Here is a 21,843-nt window from a genome sequence, read left to right as displayed (position 1 = left end):
TGAAAGCCGAGGTGATCTTCGCCGCTGGCTTGGCGATTGGTGGCTTCGTGGTCCCTCTGTTCCTGAATAAGGCACCCGTGGCCATGGCAGCCAATGGTGCCAGCCAAGAGACTTGTACCTTATATGTAGGCAACCTGCCTTATCGCGCCAACGAGATCGCCGTGCGCGAGCTGTTCGCCGAGCAGGGTCAGGTGATTTCTGTTCGCTTGATGAAAGACAAGGCGACTGGCAAGCGCCGGGGATTCGGCTTTGTCGAGATGCCTGCTGCCGATGCGGCCAGGGCTATTGCGACGCTCAATGACAAAGAGTATCAGCAGCGCACCCTCAAGGTGCGTGAAGCCAATGACAAGCGCGACAAAGAAGAACGTGAGAACGACGTCGACGCCTGATCGCTCAGAGCAGGACTTCAGTTAAGGTAGACAGCCCCCAAGCTTGCAAGGGGGCTGTTATTTTTTTGGCCTTCTCATCCAGCCGGGTGCAGTAGGCATGCGCCTCTGGAGCCCCGATTGTCGCAGCCATGCCATGACTGCTCAGCAGATGGGTCACACGCTTGGCGACCGCAGCCCCCGAATCCACCAACTGGCAATTCGGCATGAGCTGCCGGATTTCGGCATCGAGCAAGGGAAAATGGGTACATCCCAGCACCAAGGTATCCGGTTGCTCACTCCCTTCCAGCCAGTCTGCCAATACATGGCGCAGCAGTGCCATATCCACCGCCCCCCCCGCCAATTTACGCTCTGCCTCGACCACGAGTTCAGTCGTCCCCTTGAGCAACACCCGTTTGCCCGGCGCAAACTGGGCAATCAGTTCGTGGGTATAAGGACGGGCCACTGTGCCCGGCGTCGCCAACAGGCCGATACACCCGTTGCGGGTCAAGGCGGCGGCGGGCTTGATGGCGGGCACAACGCCCACCACGGGAATAGTCAGGGCGGCGCGCAAGGAGGGCAACGCTATGGTGCTGGCGGTATTGCAGGCGATCACCACCAGATCGATGGCCTGTTCGGCCACCACCCGGGTCACCAGGCGGACGCAGGCCTGGATCAGGGCAGATTCACTGAGCTCGCCATAGGGGAAGTTGGCGTTGTCGAAGCAGTAATAGTAGTTATGGTCCGGCAGGCTCTGACGGATCTCGCGATATACGCTCAGTCCACCCATGCCGGAATCGAACACCAAAATATTAGCCACCTGCACCCCCTATGCTGCGAGGGGGCGATCATACTCCCGCTCCCCGCCAATAGAAAAGGCCCTGCTGCTGACAGGGCCTGTTTTTAGGGTGCGAATGGGAGTGCTTATATAAGCAGGCTTATCAGAACCTGTAATCCGCGGTCACCCGGAACTCGGTGCCAGGACCCGGGTAGTCGACAGCAGACTCATACTGTTTGTCGAACAGGTTGTCGATGCGCCCGCCCAGGGTCAGCTGAGACGTCGCCGAATAGCTGGCCGCCAGGTTCAGCAGGGTATATGAGCCCAGTTCGACCCGCTCGGCCGGGAAGCTGGAGAAGTCCTTGTCGTCACGCTTGCCGGTATAGAGCAGCTCGCTCGACCAGTCCACGGGGCCGGTCTGCACCTGCGCCAACCAGCTGGCCTTGTTCTTGGCCCGACGCAGCAACTGGCGATCGTCATCGTTCTTGTCCTCGGCACGGGTGTAGTCATAGCTGAACTCGTGATGGACAGGCCCGGTATCCAGACCCAGTGCCAGCTCGATCCCCTTGATGTCTGCATCGGTGTTATCCGGCTTGCAGCTGGAGAAGGCACTCTGACAGGCAATCAGGTTCTGGATGCGGTTGCGATAGAGATTCACGGACCAATCCCAGGCGGTGTAACGACCGGTGAAGTCCAGCTCCAGGTTCTTGCTCTCTTCCGGCTTCAGATCCGGATTCTCATAACCCGGGTAATAGAGGTCGAGGAAAGTCGGTGCCTTGAAGGCGGTGCCATAGCTCAACCGCACATTGTGGTGCTGGTCCAGATCCAGGCCGGTGGCCGCCGACCAGGTGTTATGACGGCCGTACTGCTCGTTGTCGTCGGTGCGACCTGAGAGCTCCATCAGCAGTGCCTGCCAGCGATAGCTGCCCACGGCGAACAAACCGGTGTTGTCACGATCCGGGGCATCGAATGCCTGGCCATAGCTGCGCGAATCGGATTTGAGCTGCTCCTGCTGCCAGTCGGCACCGCCGGTCAACACCAAGCCCTCGACGCCGCTCCAGCTGTTCAACCAGGAGAAGCGGGTCAGCCCGGTGTGGATCGGCTCGGCAGAGGATTCTCCCTGACTCGCCAGCCAGTTCTTCAGCTTGTTCTCGCCATAGCTGGCCTCGAGTCGGCTATTGAAGTGCTCGGCCTGATACTTGACGGCGCCATCATACTGGAACGCCTGAACCCGGCTCTGATCCGAGCTGAGGTAGGGGTCATCCATCTCGGTCTGGTTGTCATAACCCTGGGCGTTGATATCCGCACTCCAGGCGTCACTGAAGGCGTGATTAAAACCCAGCTGACCATTCAGGCTGTCAAAGCCATCCCGATCCGGCTGCTGGGCGGCGGCGACGACGTCGTAACCGTCCCCGCGCTCGTAACCGATCATCAGATTGGCATCTGTCTTGGCACCCAGCGCCTGCACGCTGCGCAGTTGACCCAGGCCATAACCATGACTGCCCACCCCACCCTTGAGGTGGGTTTCGCCGCCCTCTTTGGCCGAGGTCTGGGTGATCAGGTTGATGACGCCACCAATGGCATCGGAACCATAGACGGCCGCACGCGGGCCGCGTATGTATTCGACACGCTCGATGTTGCCGAGGGGGATCTGGCTGAGATCGGGGGCTCCCGTCACCATGGCGGCGATGGGGCGGCCATTGACCAGTACCAGAGAGTGGTTGGAGTTGGTGCCACGAATAAAGAGGCTGCTCTGGTGGCCACGACCACCCAGGGTGGTGATCTGCACACCCGGCAGGGTCTTGAGCAACTCGGGCAGGCTCTGTACCTGGCGGGCTTCGATCTCGGCGCGATCGATCACCACAACGGGGGCCAATACCGAGCTGACAGGCTGTTCCACCCGGTTGGCGGTCACCACCAGGGTGTCATTGGCAGGCAGGGTGGACTGGGCGAAGGCGGCCGTCGGCAACAGGGCAGCCACCCAAAATTTCTTGGACATCACAGATCCTTAAGTTCGCGTAAGTATCTATTCCTTGGCCGGTTTCTCTCGGCCAGAAATACGAACTTTGGCAGGTCTTCGGACTCGGGGGCCAAGTGCCTAGGCGACGGCTTCCCGCCTTGCGGCAGTGCCCTGATGTCGCTTCGTTCCCCCTTACCGCTGCGCGCCAGCTCCGGATTCTCACCGGATTCCCTATTAAGCATGATGCGCCAAAGCGGGGGGATTATAGGAAAGGGTGACAGAAGAGTATAGCTATTTAGCCATCTATACGTCTTTTACTCACAAAAACGAAAACCGGCGCCCATGGGCACCGGTTTGTCAGATTTATCAATAGCTTCAGGCTCAGTCGGCGTAGCTGGCCTTGGGGGCCGGCAGTCGGATGGTGAGAGAGAGCACCAGGGCCACCACCAGCAACACCAGAATGAGGTTGAAGGTCGCCATAAAGCCGCCAAACAGAGAGGCCACAATGGAGCCGATTATGCTGCCCAGCCCGAAGCCCAGATAGATAACGCCATAGTTCTTGGTCAGGTTGTTGAGGCCGAAGAAGTCGCTCACCAGGGAGGGGTAGACGGTGATGGTGCCGCCGAAGCTGAAGGCCACGCAGGCCACCGCCACGAAGAAGAGGTTGGCGTTGAGGGGCACGAACAGCAGCATCACCATGCCTGCGAGGGTGATCAGCTGGGCTATGGTGATGACCCGGATGCGGGACATCTTGTCTGAGAGGATACCCAGCATCAGGCGGCCACCCAGGTTGGCCATGGCGATGATGGCGACGGCGTTGGCGGCCACCACGGCAGGCAGGCCCACCATCTTCTCGCCGATGTCCTTGGCCACGCCGATGACATAGAGGCCGCTCATGCAGGCGGTGAGGAACATCAGCGCCAGCATCCAGTATTGCGGCTTGCGCATCGCCTCGGCCAGGGTGAAGTCGCGGCTCTCGGTCTGCTGCACTGAAGCGGCCTGCTGGGGCGCATCCTTCATCAGCATGCCGCCCACCAGCACCATGGACATGGCGATCAACCCCCACAGCTGGAAGGTCGCCTCCAGCCCGTTGTTCGACAGCAGCAGCAGGTTGATGTACTTGAAACCGAGGCTGCCGAGGCCATAGGCACCGATCGAGCAGGCGGAGATGAGCCCCTTGCGCTCCGGGAACCACTTCACGCAGTTGGAGAGGGTCATCAGGTAGCCGGTCCCGTCGGCGAAGCCCACCAGTATGCCGGCGCAGAGGTAGAGCATGGCCAGGTTGCTGGCATGGGCGGTGAGGAAGAAGCCGATGCCAAGCAGCACGCCAGCCCCCAGGGTGACGTTGCGCACCCCGAACCGCTCCTGCAGCTTGCCCGCCAGGGAGGAGGCCACCGCCAGCGACAGGCTGAGCAGGCCGAAGGCGAAGGCCACCTGGCTCACCGGCTCGTCCAGCTTGTCGGAGAGCTGAGCGTTGAACAGGCTCCAGGTGTAAACGGATCCCAGCGCAAACTGGGTGATGATGGTACCGATCAGGGTCAGATACCGGGTGCGATTCATCTCTTTAGTCATGATGCGTCTCGGGGAATGGCCATAAGGAAATTGAGGCCACTATAGGCAAGACGCGGCTCGCGCCGGCAGATTAAGGCATGAAATGCAGATCGGCAGGCATGAATGACAATCAGAGCCGCATCAGCTGACGGAACGCCTTGATGTTGCTGCGGCTGACTGGCACCTCGAACGGCAGATCATGGAGCCGGATGAGATAGGTGCTGTTGAACCAGGGCACTATCTCGCGGATCTTGTTGATGTTGACGCAGTAGGAGCGGTGGCAGCGAAAGAACCCCTCCGCCGGCAGGCGGCTGACAAACTCGCTGAGGGCCATGGTCATCACGTAGCGATCGGTGCGGGTGTAGACATAGGTGAGCTTCTCGTCCGCTTCCGCGTAGTAAATCTGCTCGCAGGGGGTGACTATGATGCGCTCCCCCTTCACCAGGTTGATGGTGCGATTGGGCGGGCTGCTCACCTCCCCTCCCTGCCCCGGTTGCGACTTGCCCGCATGTTCGAGCTTTTGCAGCAGATTGATGATGCGCGGCTCGTTGTAGGGCTTGAGGATATAGTCGAACGCCTCCAGCTCGAACGCCTCCACAGCGAACTCCTTGTAGGCGGTGACGAAGACGATATGGGGCGGATGGCTCGACTTGTGCAGATTCTTGGCCAGCAGCAGACCGTCGATGGAGGGGATCTGGATATCCAGAAACACCACATCCACCTCGTGATCCTGCAGGTATTTGAACGCCTCCAGCCCATCCTCGAAGCTCGCCACTATCTCTATGGTGCTGTGCTGGCTCACCAGATAGACCAGCTCCTCGCGAGCCAGGTATTCGTCTTCCACTATGATGGCTTTCAGCATGGCATTGCCCCCTGAGGGAACGCAGGAGAGGCCAGCGCCTCCCGCATCCAACATTCATCTTCGACAGTAATGGCTTTCAACATGACAACGCCTCCCCTGTCAGCGACTCGTCTTCAACAGTGGTGGCGCTCAACATGGCATCGCCTCCTGGCTCGGCAGATAGAAACAGACTTCGGTACCCGGCTCCAGCCGCTTGAGGTGCAGGCCGTCCCCATAGAGCAGCTTGACCCGCTGATGCACGTTCATCAGGCCTATGCTGCGGCTCTCCACCCGGCCGGCGGCCACCCCGTCGATCACCGCCTGGCTGATGCCATAACCGGTGTCGCGCACCGCCACCCGGATACCCCCCGCCAGCTGCTTCACCTCTATGGTGACCCGGCCCGGGGCACTGCGGGGCTGGATGCCGTGCAGGATGGCGTTTTCCACCAGGGGCTGCAACAGCAGGCAGGGCACCTGAATGTGGACGTCGTCCACCTCGAACACCACCTCCAGCTTGTCGCCGAAGCGGGCCTGCTCGATGGCCACGTAGTCGCGCACCTGCTGCAGCTCCTCCTGGATGTCGATGAGCTCGTCCCCCTTGTTGAGGTTGTAGCGCAGGTAGTCCGCCAGGTTGGCGATGAGCTGGCGTGCCTGCTGGGGGCGGATGCGGATCAAGGATGAGATGGCATTGAGGGCATTAAACAGGAAGTGCGGGTTGATCTTGCTCTGCAGCGCGGTGAACTCCGCCTTGCGGGTCATCTCTTTGAGCTGCTCGATGCGCGACACCTCCATCTGGGTGGAGATGAGCTGGGAGAGGCCCACCGCCATCTCCCGCAGGGAGCTGGTGATGCTGTGGGTGCGGCGGTAGTAGATCTTGAGGGTGCCGCTGACGGCGCCGTTCTCCCGCAGCGGAATGATGATGACCGAGTGGAAGTCCGACAGATGATACTGGCGCAGATCGTTGTTGATGATGATCTGGTCCAGCAACACGGCGCGCTGGGTCATGTCGCTGATGGCGTGGTGCTCGTCCAGCTCGTAGTAATCCTTGCCCACCCCCACGTAAGCCAGCACGTCCCGGGTGTCGGTGATGGCCACCGCATCGGCATGGATCTCGCTCCTGATGACACCACACACCTGACCGAGGGAGTGACGATCGACCTTCTGGAAGAAGGGCAGCGTCTTGTTGGCGATGTCGAGGGCCAGCTTGGCCTGCTTGGCGGCGATCAACTCCTTCTCATCATCCAGATCCTGCACCAGCTTGATGATGAGCCCGATGCAGAGCGTCCCGGCGATCATCGGATAGGCGATGTGGTTGACGATCTCCACCCCCACGGCATGGGGCTCGGTCAGCAGCCAGATCAGCAGCATGGTCAGCCCCTCACAGGCCATGCCCGCCAGTATGCCGTACAGCCAGAGCCGCGACTTGCGGCAGTTGAGGTGGATCCAGGTCGCCAGCAGGCCGGCGATGATGCTGGCGATAAGACAGGGAATGGAGGTGTGGCCATCCATGTCGATGAGGTAGCGGTGCAGCCCCGAGATGACCCCGGCCGGGATGCCGACCCAGGGGCCAAACAGGATACCGCCGGAGATGATGGCGATGATCCGCACGTTGATGAGCGCCCCCTCCACCGGAATGCCGGTGTAGGTACTGAACACCGCGAACAGGCCGAAGATGACCGCGACCAGCACCAGCTCGGCCGGGGTATGGTTCTGCTTTTGAAACAGCCGCTGAAAGGGCCGGGTGCGGGTCAGGAAGAACAGGGTCATCAGCATCAACGCCGCCCGTTCAAACACGGCCAGCAACATCATCTGGTTTTCGAGCATGGATACCTCAGGGGGTCGGTGCGCGACTGGCGGCCTACTATAGGGATTATGGGGCCGGGCGCCGCTGACCGGGATCAAGGCGGGGACATTAACGCGTCACGCCTGAAACACAAAGACCCCGCTCATGGGAACGGGGTCTTTGTGGTCATATCCTGTTCAGTGCCTGAGCCGAGCACCGACAGGGGGGAGTGCTATGCTGGCCAAGCCAGCACGCTCAATACCCTGCTCAGTATTTGACTTGGTAGTTGACGGTAAAGGTGCGACCGCGTCCCTGATAGTCAAACATCTCGGCTGGCCCATAGTAGCTGTAGAGACTGGCGGCGCGCTGACCCCATACGGTGCTGTACTGCTTGTCGAGCAAGTTCTGCACACCGAAGCCCAGGCTGCCCACCGGCAACTCATAGCTGCCAATCAGATCCAACAGGGTGTAACCCTCAATCTTGCCATCGGCATCGTCGGTCAGATCAAACAGCGTCTGGCTCTGCAGCTTCATCGCCAGCGCATCTTGCTGCCAACCCAGCCAGGCAGCAGCCTTGGAGCCGCTGGCATTATCCACCGACACCTTCTCCCAGCCACCCTCGGCGCTCTTCTGCTCCGACTTGACCAGGTGACCATTGGCGCCCAGCTGCCAGGCATCGGTCAGCCAATAGGAGGCCTGCCCTTCTATCCCATACACTCGCTTCTCGTCATCCAACACACTGATCAGCATGGTCGACTTGTCTACCTTGACCGCCTTGTCGGACAAGGAGAGATAGGCCGCACTCTGCAGACTCAGGCGATCGGTATCATGACGTACCCCTATCTCGTAGCTGTTGGTCTTGATGCCCTGCAACTTGGAATCGGCTACGTTGACGCTCTTTTGCAGGCTGTAGTGGCCCTGAGCATCCGGGGTCTTGCTGTAAGTGCCGGTACCATAGTACTTGGAGGGATCCGAGAGATCGAAGCCCTGGGAGAAGTTGGCCCACAGCTGGGTTTGAGGCGTCAGCTTGTAGAGGGTGCCCAGATTGAACAGTCCGGTGTTGTAGCTGGTCGTGCCCCCCGGTACTGCATCGGCACTGCTGCCCTTGCCGAAGGCGATGTTGCGCTGCATGTTGTAGTCGACGAAGTCGTCAATCTTGTTGCGGGTGTACTGGTAGCGATAGCCCCCATCCAGGGACCAGCGGTCGGTGACGGCAAATTCGGTTTGCAGGAAACCCGCCAGGGACTCCACTTCGACCCCGGGGTAGCGACCTATGGTGCTGGCGGTCTTGTTGACCAGACCGCCGCTGTCATAGCTGGTCTGCTTGTCAAACAGGGCCTGGTTGCTCTTGAGGGTATCGATGAAACCATCGACCCCATAGGTCAGGGTCAGGCGATCCCAATCCTTGATCAGCGCGGTGCGCAGGCTCACCACATCCGTGCTCTGCTCGGAGGCGGCCAGGTAGCTGCCATAGATGAAGGGAATGAAAGAGAACTCTTCACTGCGATAAGAGGCCTGCACCATCAGGGTGTGATTCAGGAAGTCGGTGTTGCGGTAATCGGCGTTGAGCAACCAGCGCTCGGTCGCGCCTTGGCGATCGGATTCAAAACCATCACGCACTGCAATCAGGCTGGTGTCCGCCGGGTTGCCGGTAATGTTGCCCGGCGCACCGGCCAGATCCTGACCGAAATAGATGCCGTAAGGGCTATCCTGCTTGCTGCTGTAGTACTGGGCCAGCAACGTCAGACTCTGGGTGCCGGATGGAGTGAAAGTCAGGCTGCCCATGGTATCTATCACTTCGTTGAACTGCAGCGACCCCTGAGTGATGTCCGGCACCACCATGTCTCCACCCGCATCGAAGAAGGCCTTGTTGCTGCTGTAGACGAGGGAGGCGCGCCCCTGTACCAGATCATTACCCCCCGCCACCGACTGGGCCAGTTTGTAATCAACATCTTCATGACTGTTAAAACCCGTGGTGGTACCTGCATAGCTCTCGAATTGCAGCTCGCCCTGTTCACCCTTCTTGGTCACTATGTTGACCACACCGCCGGTAGCACCCGCGCCATAGATGGACGTCGCCCCCGACAGCACCTCGATGCGCGCGATGTTAAAAGGATCGATGGAATCGAGCTGACGGCTGATGAGACGGGCCGAATTGAGGGAGACACCATCTATCATCACCAGCATGGCGCGGCCACGCAGGTTCTGACCATAGTTGGTCCTTCCCTGGCTGCTGACATCCAGGGAAGGCACCACGGCTGCCAATATCTCGCCCAGGCTCTTGCCGCCACGGGACTCCTGTTCTATCCGCTGTGAATCCACATACCAGACGGTACCCGGAATGTCGCTGATGCTCTTGGGGGCATGGCTGGCGACCACCACCATGGTCTCCGGCTTGGCCTCGGTCTGTGCCGCCAGGGCAGGGAAGGCACCGGTCATGGTCAGCGCGAGTACCAGGGCATTCAGGGGATAGTTCCTTGCTTGTCTTAACATGACGTCCTGCTCTACCTGTTCATGGGTGCCTTTGGCACCATTTATTGCTATCGATGATGCGGCCGTGGGGACCGAGCATCCGTTATTGTCGTGACGGATGGCTTGCCCATGAGTCATCGAGAGGAATACCTATCCCCCGCCAACCACAAGAGATGCCCCACCGGGATCGGGCAGCCTGATGCCAATCAGCGACTGAGGATGTTAATAAGTATCATTTGTGACTTCAATTGTTTTGTGGGCGGGAGAGAGCGGCGTAATAGAGGCCAACTAATTGATAAAGAAGTGATTAATGAGCAAAGACAGGCATATGAGGGGGAACAGAAGACACAACCTCACCCGACGCCAAGCCGGGTGAGTTCATCATCACTCAGGAAAGAGTGGCGAGCCGGGCGGCGAACCCCATGAAGAAGAGGCCGATCAGACCGTTGCCCAGCTTGGCCAGGCGCAGTTTGCGTTGAAAAAAGCGCGCCATCAGGGAGCCGCCAAAGATGAGCAGGGTCAGATACACAAAGCTCATGGCCTCCAGCATGCCGGCCAGCACCAGGTAGGAGAGCCAGGTGTGGGCATAGTTGAAGTCGATGAACTGCACGAAGAAGGAGACGTAGAACAGGATCGCCTTGGGATTGGTGAGGCTCAGGGTCAGCGCCTTGCCAAAGTAGTTCTCCCCCTGAACCGGGTCGGCAGGGTGACTCTCCGTCCTGGCGACGAAGTTGTCATACAGTATTCTCACCCCCAGATAGAGCAGATAGATGGCCCCCAGGTAGCGCACCAGGGTAAACAGCAAGGGTGTGGTACGGATCAGGGAGGCGACCCCCAGATAGGCGCAGAAGATGAGCAGGGCATCGCCGACAAAGACGCCGAGGGCGGCGCGATAACCGGGGCCTATGCCGCGGCTGGCACCGGTACGCAATACATAAATGGAGTTCGGGCCCGGGGCTATGATGATGAAAAAAAGGCCGACTAAATAAGTCCAGACATTGATGACACCCAGGCTTTCAAACATGTTCCACCCCAATAGCAAAGACGAAGAGATGCGAAAGGAGACGGCACGGTCGCCATCTCACTCCTCATCGACCATGGATCCATCCTAACCTTGCGCGAATAAAGCACAAGCCTCTCACTTGGGAACGGCGAAGATCAGCAATATTGTCCCGCCACCCAACCGGACGACCAGGCCCACTGGAAGTTGTAACCCCCGAGCCAGCCGGTCACGTCCACCACCTCGCCGATGAAATAGAGCCCGGGCACCTGACGCGCCTCCATGGTCTTGGAGGAGAGTGCGTTGGTGTCGACCCCTCCCAGGGTCACTTCGGCGGTGCGGTAGCCTTCGGTACCGTTGGGCAGCAGCTGCCAATCTTCCAGCAGGGCGGCAATGGCCTCCAGCTCCCGCTCGTTGTATTGGCGCATCGGCTTGTTAGTGAGCTGGCCCAGCTCCACCAGGGTATCGACGAAGCGCTTGGGCAGCTCGCGGCCCAGCACGGTTTTGAGCTCCTGAGCCGGATGAGCCTGCGCCCACCCTTTCAGCGTCGCCAATATGTCGAGATCGGGCAGCAGGTTGATATGGATCTTCTCCCCCGGCAGCCAGAAGGAGGAGATCTGCAAGATAACGGGGCCGGAGAGGCCGCGATGGGTAAACAGCATGGCCTCCTTGAAGCGAGTGCCATCCTCGGCGGTCACTGCGACCGGCAGGCTGACCCCGGCCAGAGCAGCAAACGCCTCCTTGTCGGCCTGATGCAGGGTGAAGGGCACCAGACCGGCGCGGGTCGGCAGCACGGGCAGACCAAACTGTTCCGCCAGCTTGTAGCCGAAGGGGGTCGCGCCCAGTTTCGGCATGGAGAGGCCACCGGTCGCCACCACCAGGGATTGGCACGCTATCTCCCCCTTGCTGGTCACGAGCACGAAACCATCTTCGCTCTTGGCGACGCTCAGGATCTCGGTCTGGAACTGCAGGCTCACCCCGGCCCAGTCACACTCGGTAAGCAGCACATCGACGATCTCTTTGGCACTCTCGTCGCAAAACAGCTGACCCAGGGTCTTCTCGTGATAGTTGACCCCGTGCCTGTCCACCAGATCGATGAAATCCTGCTGGGTGTAGCGGGCCAGGGCCGACTTGCAGAAGTGAGGGTTGCTGCAGAGGAAGGCCTGGGGCCCGGTCTGATGGTTGGTGAAGTTGCAGCGGCCGCCGCCACTGATCAGTATCTTGCGGCCCGGTTTCTTGGCGTTGTCGAGCACCAGTACCGAACGACCCCGATACCCCGCCTGCTGGGCACACATCAAACCGGCCGCACCGGCCCCGATCACCACAACATCCGTTCTTATCATCACAGCGCCACTCACCTGAAACAGATCAACAAGAGCGGGGCCAACGCACAGACCCCAACCATCACCCCCCCGGCCACCAAAAAAAGAAACGGCCCACGAGGGGGCCGTATTGTACTGACTGAACATTAAGTGTCCACGACTTATCGGGAGACTTAAGCAAGCCTCATCCAGGGATCAGGCGTTGTTGTCCATCACGCTGGCGGGGGACGCCTTGGCCAGCTCGGCCAGCTCCTTGTCGATGAAGTAGAGGCCCTTGCCATCCTCGCCCACCAGGTTGAGGCGGTCCACTATGCTCTTGAACAGCTTCTCTTCCTCATGCTGCTCGGCCACATACCACTGCAGGAAGTTGAAGGTGGAGTAATCCTGGGTAGTGAAGGCAACGTGGGCCAGGCCATTGATGCACTGGGTGATGTGGTGCTCATGCTCGAGGGTGGTGCGAAACACATCGCCCAGGGTGGTGAATTCGTGGGGAGGGGCACTGATGGCACCCAGTATCGGCATGGCGCCGGTCTCGCTCACATAGGTAAAGAGACGCTCCATGTGCTGGCGCTCTTCCACCGCATGCTTGCGCAGGAAAGTGGCGGCACCTTCGAAACCCTTGTCCTCGCACCAGGCGCTCATCTGCAGGTAGAGGTTGGAGGAATAGAATTCCAGGTTTATCTGGTCGTTCAACTTCTCGATCATGGCTTGGGCCAACATGCTGATTCTCCACTGTGATTTGGGTTCGATTGTCGCGACGAAGCGGATCTGGATCAACCACTTGCCGCAGGATTTGTTGCAGTTTCAACCAATGCCTCAGCCTTACCCCCATATGGGCATGGCGAGTCAATGAAGCATGCTGTACTCAAGCGTACCCCTTATCATGGCGCCCATGATCCGGGACCCTCGCTGATGTACCGCTATTTTCTGCTGTTACTGTGCTGGCTTGGCCAGGTGCAGGCCGCGCCTTCCCTGCTGAATGATGCCGAATGGCGAGCCGCACGCGATCCCGCCGCCTACCTCAGCCAGCTCGATGCCCTGACGGGTCAGGACATGGAACTGTTTCACGCCAGATCCCTGGCCAAGGCACACTTGGGTGACTACCGGGGCGCCCAGCTCGACAACGCCAGGGCCAGGGCGCTGGCCGCCAGCCATCAGGAAGCCTCCAGACAGCGGGATTTCCAGCTGCAGCAGATAGCCCTCGCCCTGGATACCGCCGCCCCCGACCAGGCCTTTACCCTGCTCGCCCAGCTCGAACCCGCACTGCAGGACGATGCGGCGCAGCGCGCGCAATGGCATGCCCTGAACGGCCTGGCTCACTATAAAGCCAATCAGCTGCAATCGGCCATTGCCGAACTCAAGAGCGCCTTCCTGCTCAAACGCCAACTCAAGCAGGAGAGCAAGCAGGCTCAGTTGCAGTGCATACAGCTGCTCATCACCCTGGGCAACCTCTACGCCGACATCGGACTGGGTCAGGAGGCAGAACAGCACTATCTGGATGCCCTGCGGCGCAGCCTGAGCCTGGATGAGCCCAACAGTCAGACCCTCATCAAGGCCAACATGGCGCGACTCTATCTCGACATGGGTCGCCCGGCACGAGCCCGCCAGCTACTCGATAGCCAGCTGGCCAACCCGGCCCTCTCTCCCGACTATCGCGCCGCCATGCTGGGCTATCTCGCCATGGCCCTCAATGCCGAGGGTAACGGCTCGGCGGCACTGCGCCATCTGGATCAGGCAGAGGCGCTGCATCAGCAACTCGGCTACCCGACCCCTCCCGGGCTGCTGACCACCCGGGCCGCAGCCCTGCGCAGTCAGGGCGAGACGGGCCCAGCCCTGGCCCTGCTCGAGGGGGCCGGGACGCTGGATCTTTCAGGCAAGGCGCTTCGGGCCGAACTCCTGGCCGGGCAAGGCAACTATGCCGCCGCCTACCGGGGGCTCAATGACTATCATGCCGACTATCGCCAGCACTTCAACCGTACCCTGAGCGAACACGCGGCCGCCTTCCAGGCGCAAATGGATTTGGCCCGTAGCGAGAGCGATAACCACAGACTGGTACTGGAAAACGAACGGCGGCGCCAGCAGATAGCCCACCAGCAGAGTGCCCGCAACTATCAGTTGATGCTGGTGATGCTGCTGCTCAGCGCCCTGATCCTCCTCGGTATCACCACCCACCGCCTGCATCGCAGCTCCCGTCGCCTCTATCGGCTGGCCAGTTTCGATCAGCTCACCGGGCTCGCCAACCGGCACGCCCTGCAAGAGCGGTTGCAGACTCTCTGGCAGCAGGAGGGGCCCCTCTCCCTGATCATCATCGACATCGATCACTTCAAGCAGATCAATGACCAGCACGGCCATGGTGCGGGGGATATCGCCATCGCCCGCCTTGGGCAGTTGCTTGGGGAGTGGGCGCCGGAGCGGGAGCTGATCGGCCGCTGGGGTGGGGAGGAGTTTCTGGTCGCCATACCGCTACCGGCGCAAGATTGCTGGCACCTGGCTGAGCAGTTGCGCCAGCGAGTGGCCGCCGAGCGGGAACCCGGTCGCCCCGTGATGACCATCAGCCTAGGGGTCGCTGGCCGGGAAGATCCTCATGAGACGCTCACTCAGCTCATTCACAGGGCTGACATGGCCATGTATCAGGCCAAGCGCCAGGGGCGCAACCAGACGGTGCTTGCGGCGCCGCCGCACACTGTGGTCACGCTGTCTCGCAGCCTGGCCTAGGGCTGCAACTCGCCGAGGGCCTTGATGTCGACCGGCATCTCGTAATCCACACCGGGCAAGTCGAAGCCATTGAGCTGCAGAAAATCCCGTCTCAGCCCGGCAAAATCCCCCATGCTCTCGAAGTTCTGGGGGGTCAGCTTGGGCCAGAGTGCAGAGACCGCCGCCTGCACTGCCGGGTTCAACTCATGGTCATCCATGCGGATCAGCCTGTGACCATCGGCCACCACTCCTTGAATACCGTACATCTTGCTGGCGAACAGACGATGCATCTGCTCGATGCACCCTTCGTGCACCCCCTGCTCCTTCATGACCCCCATCAGCAGCCCCAGATAGACGGGCAGTACGGGAATATAGGCACTGGCCTTGGTCACCAGTGCCTTGCACACGCTGACCCAGGCGTGGCCGCCGATCGCCGCAAGCTGCAGGTTGATCGCCTCGGCGGTGCTGTGCAGGTGCTCCTTGGCATAGCCTATGGTGCCGTCTCGATAGAGGGGATAAGTGGACTCTGGGCCTATGTAGGAGTAGGCGACCGTCTGCACCCCGGGCGCCAGACAATCGGCATCCTGCAACGCCTGCAACCAGTGCTGCCAATCCTCCCCGCCCATCACGGTGACGGTGTCGCGGATCTCCTCGGCACTGGCTACCGGCAGGGTCTGTTCCTCGAGGGCATAGTGCTCCAGATTCAGCCCCAGGCCGGTGAAGGGTTGCCCCGTGCTCTTGAGGACAGATCGCACCTGGCGGCCATCGGCCAGTACCCGCACACCACTCGCCAGGGAGTAGATAACCAGATCCACCTGCCCCCACTGTTGGCGAATCGTCGCTATGGCTTGCTGGCGCATCGCGTCCGAGAAGGCATCGCCGATCAGATTCAGGGCCAGCCTCCCCTGCTGTTCGGCGGCCTGCTTGAACCAGATGTTGTTGTACCAGCCTGCGCTGCCAACCCCTTTCTCGGAGGGGCCCCGCTCAAACGAGATGCCAAGGGAGTCGGCCCCGGCACCGAAGGTGAGCGCGATGCGTGAGGCCAATCCAAAGCCGGATGAGGCGCCGAGGACAAGCACCCGCCTGGGGCCATTGAACTGGCCCGCGGCGCGGATCTCGGCTATCTGTTGTTCCACTGCGGCACGGCAGCCGATGGGATGGCAGTTGCGGGCGACGCAGCCCTGGATCTCGGGACGGATGATCATGGCACTTCTCCAAAGTCACTGGCTTGAGCATAGCCAGCGGGGGAGGAGATGACCTTGATATGGCGCAGCGTCTGAACAAGAAAGGGGGGTAAAAAACAAAGGGAGCCATAGGCTCCCAAAGCGGTATTCAGATGCTTCTTGTTATGTTGTGGTCCTTGCGAAACACGGGCACATCCTATGCCCGACGCGGACAAGGGGCAAGTTGCCCGCTGTGACCCGCCTCATGTTTCCGCTCATTTCATCGGCGCACAATGACGGCAAAGGGGCCTGGCTCACACATCTCGATACAGAGTGACGAGCACGAGGCCTGGCTACACGATGGCGATAACGGAACCTGGCTCACGCATCTCGATACAGAGTGACGAGCACGAGGCCTGGCTGCACGATGGCGATAACGGAACCTGGCTCACATATCTCGATACAGAGTGACGAGCACGAGGCCTGGCTGCCCGATGGTGATAACGGAACCTGGCTCACGCATCTCGATACAGAGCGACGAGCACTAGGCATGGCTGCACGATGGCGATAACGGAACCTGGCTCACAAATGCGGTACAGAGGAGTGCCATGGGTACATAAAGCTGTGATGAGAATGACATTTTAGTTTCAATAGCGATTGGTATAGTGACAAGACTATCTGTGAGGAGAATCCCATGAGTGGAACCCATTACAAGCATGTGCTGGTCGCGATCGACCTGTCGGAAGACAACCGCAAGGTGATTGAGAAGGCGGTCGATCGGGCCATCTCCAACGGTGCCAAGCTGTCGGTGATCCATGTCGATGTCGACCTCAAGGATCTCTACACCGAGATGATAGATATCGACATCGACAATGTGCAGGATCAGGTGATCGCCGAGGCCAAGGAGAAACTGGAAGCCTTCCTGGCGCCGGTGGCGTACCCCATCGAGAAGAAGCTGGTGATCTGCGGCGACCTGAGCGAGCGGGTCAATCAGGCGGTGCGTGACTATGACATCGACCTGCTGGTCTGTGGCCATCGTCAGAGCTTCTGGAGCCTGCTGACCTCCAGCGCCCGCCAGCTGATGAACACTGTGCCTTGCGACCTGCTGGTCGTGCCCTTGCAGAAGTGATGGAACAGGCGTAGCTTGAGTGGCCATGAACATGACCGCCTTCAACAAAGATTACTGGTGGTGCTGCTCCTAAACAGGCGGCACCGCTTTTCTATGTAAGATTTCCCAAAGAAAACACAGTGGCCGCCGAGAGGCGGTCATTGTATTTGTGCCCTTTGTCGCCTCCCGGCCCACCCCAGACTGGAGAGAGTGACATGCAAACCCCCATCATACTCACGGGCGACAGGCCCACCGGCAAACTGCACATAGGCCACTATGTCGGATCCCTGCGCCAGCGGGTGCAGGCGCAACAGACCCATCGCCAGTTCGTGATGATTGCCGACTTGCAGGCACTGACCGACAACAGCCATGACCCGGCCAAGGTCACCGGCAACATGCTGGAGGTGATGGCCGACTATCTGGCCGCCGGGCTGGATCCCGCCAAGACGACCTTCTGCCTGCAGAGTGCCCTGCCCGCCCTCCCCGAGCTGACCGGTTACTACCTCAATCTGGTCAGCGTCGCCCGTCTCGAGCGCAACCCCACCGTCAAGGCGGAGATCCAGCAAAAAGGCTTTGAGCGCAGCCTGCCTGCCGGCTTCCTGGTCTATCCGGTCAGTCAGGCGGCCGACATCACCGCATTTCGGGCCACTCATGTGCCGGTCGGTGAGGATCAGCTGCCCATGCTGGAGCAGACCAACGAGATAGTGCGTCGCTTCAACGGTCTGGTCGGGAGAGAGGTGCTGACCGAGTGCCAGCCCATCTTGAGCGACACCGGCCGCCTGCCCGGTATCGACGGCAAGGCCAAGATGTCCAAATCCCTCGGCAATACCATAGAACTCGGCATGTCCGAGGCGGAGATCAAGCAGGCAGTCCATGGCATGTATACCGACCCCAACCACCTCAGGCTGAGCGATCCAGGTCAGGTCGAAGGGAATACGGTGTTCACCTATCTGGATGCCTTCCACCCGGACAAGGCACTGGTGGCCGAGATGAAGGCGCACTACCGGCGCGGTGGCCTGGGGGATATGCGCTGCAAGCAGGTGCTGAACGACTGCCTGCAAAGCCTGCTTGCTCCCATGCGACTGCGCAGGCAGCAGGCCATGAGCGAACGGGGCGAACTGCTCACGCTGCTGCGCCAGGGCACCGAGCAGGCGCGCACCGTCACGGACAGGGTGCTGGGAGAAGTAAAGCGGGCCATGGGCCTCAACTACTTCGACTAAGCGCCACCGGGCCCTCGCCCCCTGCCACTCAGCCCCCGGTGGTGCACCCGGGGGCAAGGGGGTGGCTATCCGCCGAGGGAGGTCAGGCCATAGCGCCCCTCGGCCAGGGCATGCAGCTCCCCCTTGAACCAGCGGATCGCCTCGTCATGGGCGCTCAGGGGGTGGCCCGCCATCAGGTAGACGATGGGGATGGCCGGTTCGAGTTGATGAAGTTGCAGCGGATAATCGCGACTAAAGTCACGGCCTATCATCTCGGGCACCACCACCAGATAACGCCGGGTCGCCATCAACTGGGGCACCGCCATGAAGCTTGGCAACCTGACCCCCAGCTCCCGCTCCACCCCGAACCGGGCCAGCCAGAGATCCACCATCGCCTGGCTGTGGCCCCAGCTCGAGGTATGGATATGGGGCTTGCTCACCAGCTCCCTCGGCCCCAATCGCTCGGGCAGGCCGCTGTCCATGGGGGAGAGACAGACCAGGGGATTGCTGAACCAGTCCTCACGCCACAAGCGGGGCGAGAGGTGATCGGCCCCGGCAAAACCCACCACCAGATCCAGCTCCCCCTTCTCCAGTTCGCGCTCGTAGTCGCTGGCCGCCAGCTCGCACACCTCCAGCCGGCAGTGGGGAGCAAGCCGATGAAGCCGTTCGACCATGGCGGGAACCAGACCATGCTCCACCGAGCCCGGCAGCGCCATGCGAAATACCCGGCGGGCGCTGGCGGGGTCGAACCCCTTGGCCTGACGCAAGCCCTGCTCCAGCATGGCCAGGGCCTGACGTACCGGCCCGGCCAGGGCCTTGGCCCGCTCGGTCGGCATCATCTCGCGCCGGCTCATGACGAAGAGGGGATCATCCAGCGCCTGACGCAATCGGCCCAGGGCATGACTGACGGTGGATTGGGAGAGGTGGAGCCGCTCGGCGGCCCGGGTGACGTTGCGCTCCTGCATCAGCACATCGAACAGGGTGAGCAGGTTGAGATCGAGCCGGGCGAGGGAGAGTTCCATCGATATTGACCATAGGCAAATGCCAACAATTCATTTTCTACATAGTAACAGAGTCCCTAGAATGCGCTCATTCATTGCATCATCGACAACGAGACAAGACATGCGTAGTTATCTGTTACTGCTGGCCATCGGCCTGCTGTGGGGTTCCCAGTTCATCTTCATGCACCAGGCCGTGGCCGAAATGCCGCCGATCCTGGTCGCCGCCGGGCGTGCCCTGTGTGGCAGCCTGACCCTGGGGCTGCTCTGTCTGTTCATGCGACTCAAGAGCGAACACACCCCCTGGCGCACCTACATGCTGATCGCCCTGCTCGATGCCACCATCCCCTTCATCATGGTGGCCTGGGGCCAGCAGTATGTGGACAGCGCCATCGCCGCCGTGGTGATGGGTTGCATCCCCTTCGTCACCATCCTGATGGCGCCGCTGTTTATCTCGGGTGAAAAAATCACCAAGAGCGGTCTGCTCTCCGTGGTGGTGGGCTTCATCGGCGTGCTGGTGCTGTTCTGGCCAAAACTGTCCGATGGCATGAATGCCGGTCTGGTGGGCGCCGTGGCGATCCTGTTCGGAGCCAGCTGCTTCGCCATCGGCCTGCTGATGATCAAGCGTTTCGCCAAGGATCACCCGGTGGTGGTGGCCCGTAACATTCTCATCTCCTCGGCCATTCAACTGCTGATCGCCGCCCCCTTCCTGATCGATCTCGACAGCCTGACCCTGCCGAGCCAACAGGCCACCGTCGCCGTGGTGGTGCTGGGCATCTTCTGTACCGGTCTGGTCTACTTCCTCTATATGGCATTGATCCAGAAGGCAGGCCCGACCTTCGCCTCCTTCAGCAACTATCTGGTGCCCCTGTTTGGGGTGGTGCTGGGTGCCCTGTTCCTCGGTGAGCAGATCCACTCCACCACAGGTGTCGCCCTGATGCTGATCCTGGGCTCGGTCGCCATGAACCAGTGGGCCCAGCAGCGTCGCAATCGCCGGGAAAGCCTGTGTCAGGCATCCTGACCTCCCTGTGTGGCGGTCTGGTGCTGATTGCCGGCTGGCAGTACCGCCACAAGCTGGCAGGGCTGATAGGCCTCTTGATGGTGCTGCTGCCCTGGCTGTTTGACAGCCGCCTGCAGGCCATCCTGAGCCAGGTCATCAAGGCCTGACACTCGGCGGCCCCTCAAGATATTGTCTCCAACCGGCGCTTGCGCCGGTTTTTTTATGGCGGCGATGCCCCCTCCATCAGGTGATAGCGGTAATCGAGACGCTCGTTCTTGCGGGGCCCCTGGATCTGCCAGCTCAGCCGGAAGCCGGCTGCCTCCTCCACCAGCTCGGCGCTGTAGTGATCCTGGCCGCACAGGTGGGGCTCATGGGTCTGCCAGCGGCCCGCCACCGGCCGCAACTCGAACAGCAGTACCGGGCTCTGGTAGCGCAAGTGGGAGAGGCTGATCCCCGCCGGAGTACGCTGCCACCAGAAGCGGTTCGTCATGGTCAGCAGCTTGCCGTGGGGGGTCTGATAGCGGCCCTGCTCGTCAAACAGCCAGCCCCCTTGGTGATCGGTCACCTGCACCCTGCCCTCGCCGCGCCCCGTCCAGTCGGTGGCGGAGCCCGCCCCGTTACTCCCCTCGAACGCAAATGCGCCTATCTGTGGCAACCGCTGCCATAAACGCTGGATCACAGCTTCCATCTCGGCCATCATAGCGCCCTCAAAATTGACAACTGACGATAAATCAAACACATGAACTACTTGATAGGGGTTACCCTGCTCTGGTCCTTCTCCTTCAGCCTGATCGGTGTCTACCTCGCCGGTCAGGTGGATGCCTACTTCTCGGTGCTAACCCGCATCCTGCTCGCCAGTCTGGTGTTTCTGCCCTTCCTGCGTAAACGCTGGCTGCGACCCGATCTGGCTCTCAAGCTGATGGGGCTCGGCGCCATTCAGCTCGGCCTGATGTACCTCTTCTACTACCACTCCTTCCTGCTGCTGACGGTGCCTGAGGTACTGGTATTTACCATCTTTACCCCTCTCTATGTCACCCTGATCCACGATCTGCTGGAGCGGCGCTTCAAGCCGAGCTATCTGGGGGCGGCCGCACTGGCGGTACTGGGCGCGGCCGTCATCCGCTTCGATGGTCTGACCGAGAGCTATCTGCTGGGCTTCCTGGTGGTGCAGGGGGCCAACCTCTGTTTCGCCCTGGGGCAGGTGGGTTACAAGGTGCTGATGGCCCGTGAAGCGCAGCAACCGCCACAACATGCGGTGTTTGGCTGCTTCTATCTGGGGGCCCTGGCTATCGCCCTGCCCGCCTGGTGGCTGCTCGGCAAACCGCAATATCCCAGCACCGGCCTGCAGTGGGGCATCTTGCTCTGGCTGGGAGTGGGGGCATCCGGGTTGGGTTACTTCCTGTGGAACAAGGGTGCCACCCTGGTCAGCAGCGGCGTGCTGGCCATCATGAACAACGCCCTGATCCCGGCGGGTCTGCTGGTCAACTTGCTGCTGTGGGGACGAGAGACGGACCTGCCGCGCCTCGCCCTTGGCGGCCTGCTGATGCTGGCCTCGCTCTGGCTGTGCCGACCCGGGAAACGGGCTCGCGCCTGATCCCGCTCGGGAGGC

General features: G+C 60.8%; 19 protein-coding genes and 1 riboswitch (1 of these 20 only partly in view). Of the genes, 7 read left to right on the top strand and 12 right to left on the bottom strand.

Features of this window, described 5'->3' with window-relative positions:
- Positions 1 to 389 carry the 3' portion of an RNA recognition motif domain-containing protein gene (locus KYK33_RS00420; protein ID WP_042041186.1) on the top strand. 100 nt of this gene lie to the left of the window's left edge, so only the last 389 of its 489 coding nucleotides appear in the window; its start codon lies off the left edge, out of view; its stop codon occupies positions 387 to 389.
- A 4-nt stretch (positions 390 to 393) separates the two neighbouring features.
- On the opposite strand, the gene murI is transcribed toward KYK33_RS00420, so the two are convergent.
- From murI to ftnA, 9 genes are all read right to left on the bottom strand, one after another.
- Complete coding sequence (gene murI / locus KYK33_RS00415; RefSeq protein WP_224431690.1) at positions 394 to 1,185, bottom strand: glutamate racemase; 792 nt, start codon at positions 1,183 to 1,185, stop codon at positions 394 to 396.
- Between the two features lie 121 nt (positions 1,186 to 1,306).
- Positions 1,307 to 3,142 (bottom strand): TonB-dependent receptor domain-containing protein, encoded by a 1,836-nt coding sequence (locus tag KYK33_RS00410; protein ID WP_224431689.1) that lies wholly within the window; start codon positions 3,140 to 3,142, stop codon positions 1,307 to 1,309.
- Between the two features lie 52 nt (positions 3,143 to 3,194).
- A riboswitch (cobalamin riboswitch) is annotated at positions 3,195 to 3,371 on the bottom strand.
- Positions 3,372 to 3,484: 113 nt separating this feature from the next.
- Positions 3,485 to 4,675 carry an L-lactate MFS transporter gene (locus tag KYK33_RS00405; protein WP_224431688.1) on the bottom strand — a complete coding sequence of 397 codons (1,191 nt, stop codon included), beginning with the start codon at positions 4,673 to 4,675 and terminating at the stop codon, positions 3,485 to 3,487.
- A gap of 109 nt (positions 4,676 to 4,784) precedes the next feature.
- The gene (locus KYK33_RS00400; protein ID WP_224431687.1) at positions 4,785 to 5,516 is read right to left on the bottom strand and encodes a LytR/AlgR family response regulator transcription factor; all 732 of its coding nucleotides are present in this window, start codon (positions 5,514 to 5,516) and stop codon (positions 4,785 to 4,787) included.
- A gap of 129 nt (positions 5,517 to 5,645) precedes the next feature.
- Positions 5,646 to 7,319 carry a sensor histidine kinase gene (locus KYK33_RS00395; RefSeq protein ID WP_224431686.1) on the bottom strand — a complete coding sequence of 558 codons (1,674 nt, stop codon included), beginning with the start codon at positions 7,317 to 7,319 and terminating at the stop codon, positions 5,646 to 5,648.
- Between the two features lie 226 nt (positions 7,320 to 7,545).
- On the bottom strand, positions 7,546 to 9,771 hold the full coding sequence (locus KYK33_RS00390; protein ID WP_310508877.1) for a TonB-dependent receptor: 2,226 nt from the start codon (positions 9,769 to 9,771) through the stop codon (positions 7,546 to 7,548).
- 367 nt (positions 9,772 to 10,138) lie between these two features.
- The gene (leuE, locus tag KYK33_RS00385; protein ID WP_042041194.1) at positions 10,139 to 10,774 is read right to left on the bottom strand and encodes a leucine efflux protein LeuE; all 636 of its coding nucleotides are present in this window, start codon (positions 10,772 to 10,774) and stop codon (positions 10,139 to 10,141) included.
- Positions 10,775 to 10,908: 134 nt separating this feature from the next.
- Positions 10,909 to 12,093: a BaiN/RdsA family NAD(P)/FAD-dependent oxidoreductase gene (locus KYK33_RS00380; protein ID WP_042041195.1), complete on the bottom strand. Its 1,185-nt coding sequence runs from the start codon at positions 12,091 to 12,093 to the stop codon at positions 10,909 to 10,911.
- Between the two features lie 174 nt (positions 12,094 to 12,267).
- A complete protein-coding gene (gene ftnA, locus KYK33_RS00375; protein ID WP_042041196.1) occupies positions 12,268 to 12,792 on the bottom strand; it encodes a non-heme ferritin in 525 nt (174 codons plus the stop codon).
- A gap of 192 nt (positions 12,793 to 12,984) precedes the next feature.
- Here ftnA and KYK33_RS00370 point away from each other — a divergent pair, with 192 nt between their 5' ends.
- A complete protein-coding gene (locus tag KYK33_RS00370; RefSeq protein WP_318010429.1) occupies positions 12,985 to 14,787 on the top strand; it encodes a GGDEF domain-containing protein in 1,803 nt (600 codons plus the stop codon).
- Here KYK33_RS00370 and fabV read toward each other — a convergent pair.
- On the bottom strand, positions 14,784 to 15,971 hold the full coding sequence (gene fabV / locus KYK33_RS00365) for an enoyl-ACP reductase FabV (protein WP_224431684.1): 1,188 nt from the start codon (positions 15,969 to 15,971) through the stop codon (positions 14,784 to 14,786). The genes KYK33_RS00370 and fabV overlap by 4 nt on opposite strands.
- Positions 15,972 to 16,623: 652 nt before the next feature.
- Between fabV and KYK33_RS00360 the strand changes: the two genes are divergently transcribed.
- Together KYK33_RS00360 and trpS are read left to right on the top strand one after the other, a co-directional pair.
- Positions 16,624 to 17,058 (top strand): universal stress protein, encoded by a 435-nt coding sequence (locus tag KYK33_RS00360; RefSeq protein WP_224431683.1) that lies wholly within the window; start codon positions 16,624 to 16,626, stop codon positions 17,056 to 17,058.
- Between the two features lie 194 nt (positions 17,059 to 17,252).
- A complete protein-coding gene (gene trpS / locus KYK33_RS00355) occupies positions 17,253 to 18,257 on the top strand; it encodes a tryptophan--tRNA ligase (RefSeq protein WP_224431682.1) in 1,005 nt (334 codons plus the stop codon).
- Between the two features lie 65 nt (positions 18,258 to 18,322).
- Here the strand turns inward: trpS and KYK33_RS00350 are convergent, their stop codons facing one another.
- Entirely contained in the window at positions 18,323 to 19,258 is a 936-nt protein-coding gene (locus tag KYK33_RS00350; RefSeq protein WP_042041203.1) for a LysR family transcriptional regulator, read from the bottom strand.
- 100 nt (positions 19,259 to 19,358) lie between these two features.
- Between KYK33_RS00350 and KYK33_RS00345 the strand changes: the two genes are divergently transcribed.
- Together KYK33_RS00345 and KYK33_RS00340 are read left to right on the top strand one after the other, a co-directional pair.
- A complete protein-coding gene (locus tag KYK33_RS00345) occupies positions 19,359 to 20,255 on the top strand; it encodes a DMT family transporter (protein ID WP_224431681.1) in 897 nt (298 codons plus the stop codon).
- Entirely contained in the window at positions 20,240 to 20,401 is a 162-nt protein-coding gene (locus KYK33_RS00340) for a hypothetical protein (protein ID WP_224431680.1), read from the top strand. The genes KYK33_RS00345 and KYK33_RS00340 overlap by 16 nt, the downstream gene beginning before the upstream one ends.
- A 53-nt stretch (positions 20,402 to 20,454) precedes the next feature.
- Here the strand turns inward: KYK33_RS00340 and KYK33_RS00335 are convergent, their stop codons facing one another.
- Positions 20,455 to 20,934, bottom strand: coding sequence for a DUF6314 family protein (locus KYK33_RS00335; protein WP_224431679.1), 480 nt, complete (start codon positions 20,932 to 20,934; stop codon positions 20,455 to 20,457).
- A 39-nt stretch (positions 20,935 to 20,973) separates the two neighbouring features.
- Here KYK33_RS00335 and KYK33_RS00330 point away from each other — a divergent pair, with 39 nt between their 5' ends.
- On the top strand, positions 20,974 to 21,828 hold the full coding sequence (locus tag KYK33_RS00330) for a carboxylate/amino acid/amine transporter (protein ID WP_224431678.1): 855 nt from the start codon (positions 20,974 to 20,976) through the stop codon (positions 21,826 to 21,828).
- Positions 21,829 to 21,843: the final 15 nt, after the last annotated feature.

It is taken from the genome of Aeromonas rivuli (genome assembly GCF_020149575.1).
GTDB lineage: Bacteria > Pseudomonadota > Gammaproteobacteria > Enterobacterales > Aeromonadaceae > Aeromonas > Aeromonas rivuli.
Note: the sequence above shows the minus strand (reverse complement) of the source record. Positions and strands in the feature narration are given on the sequence as shown.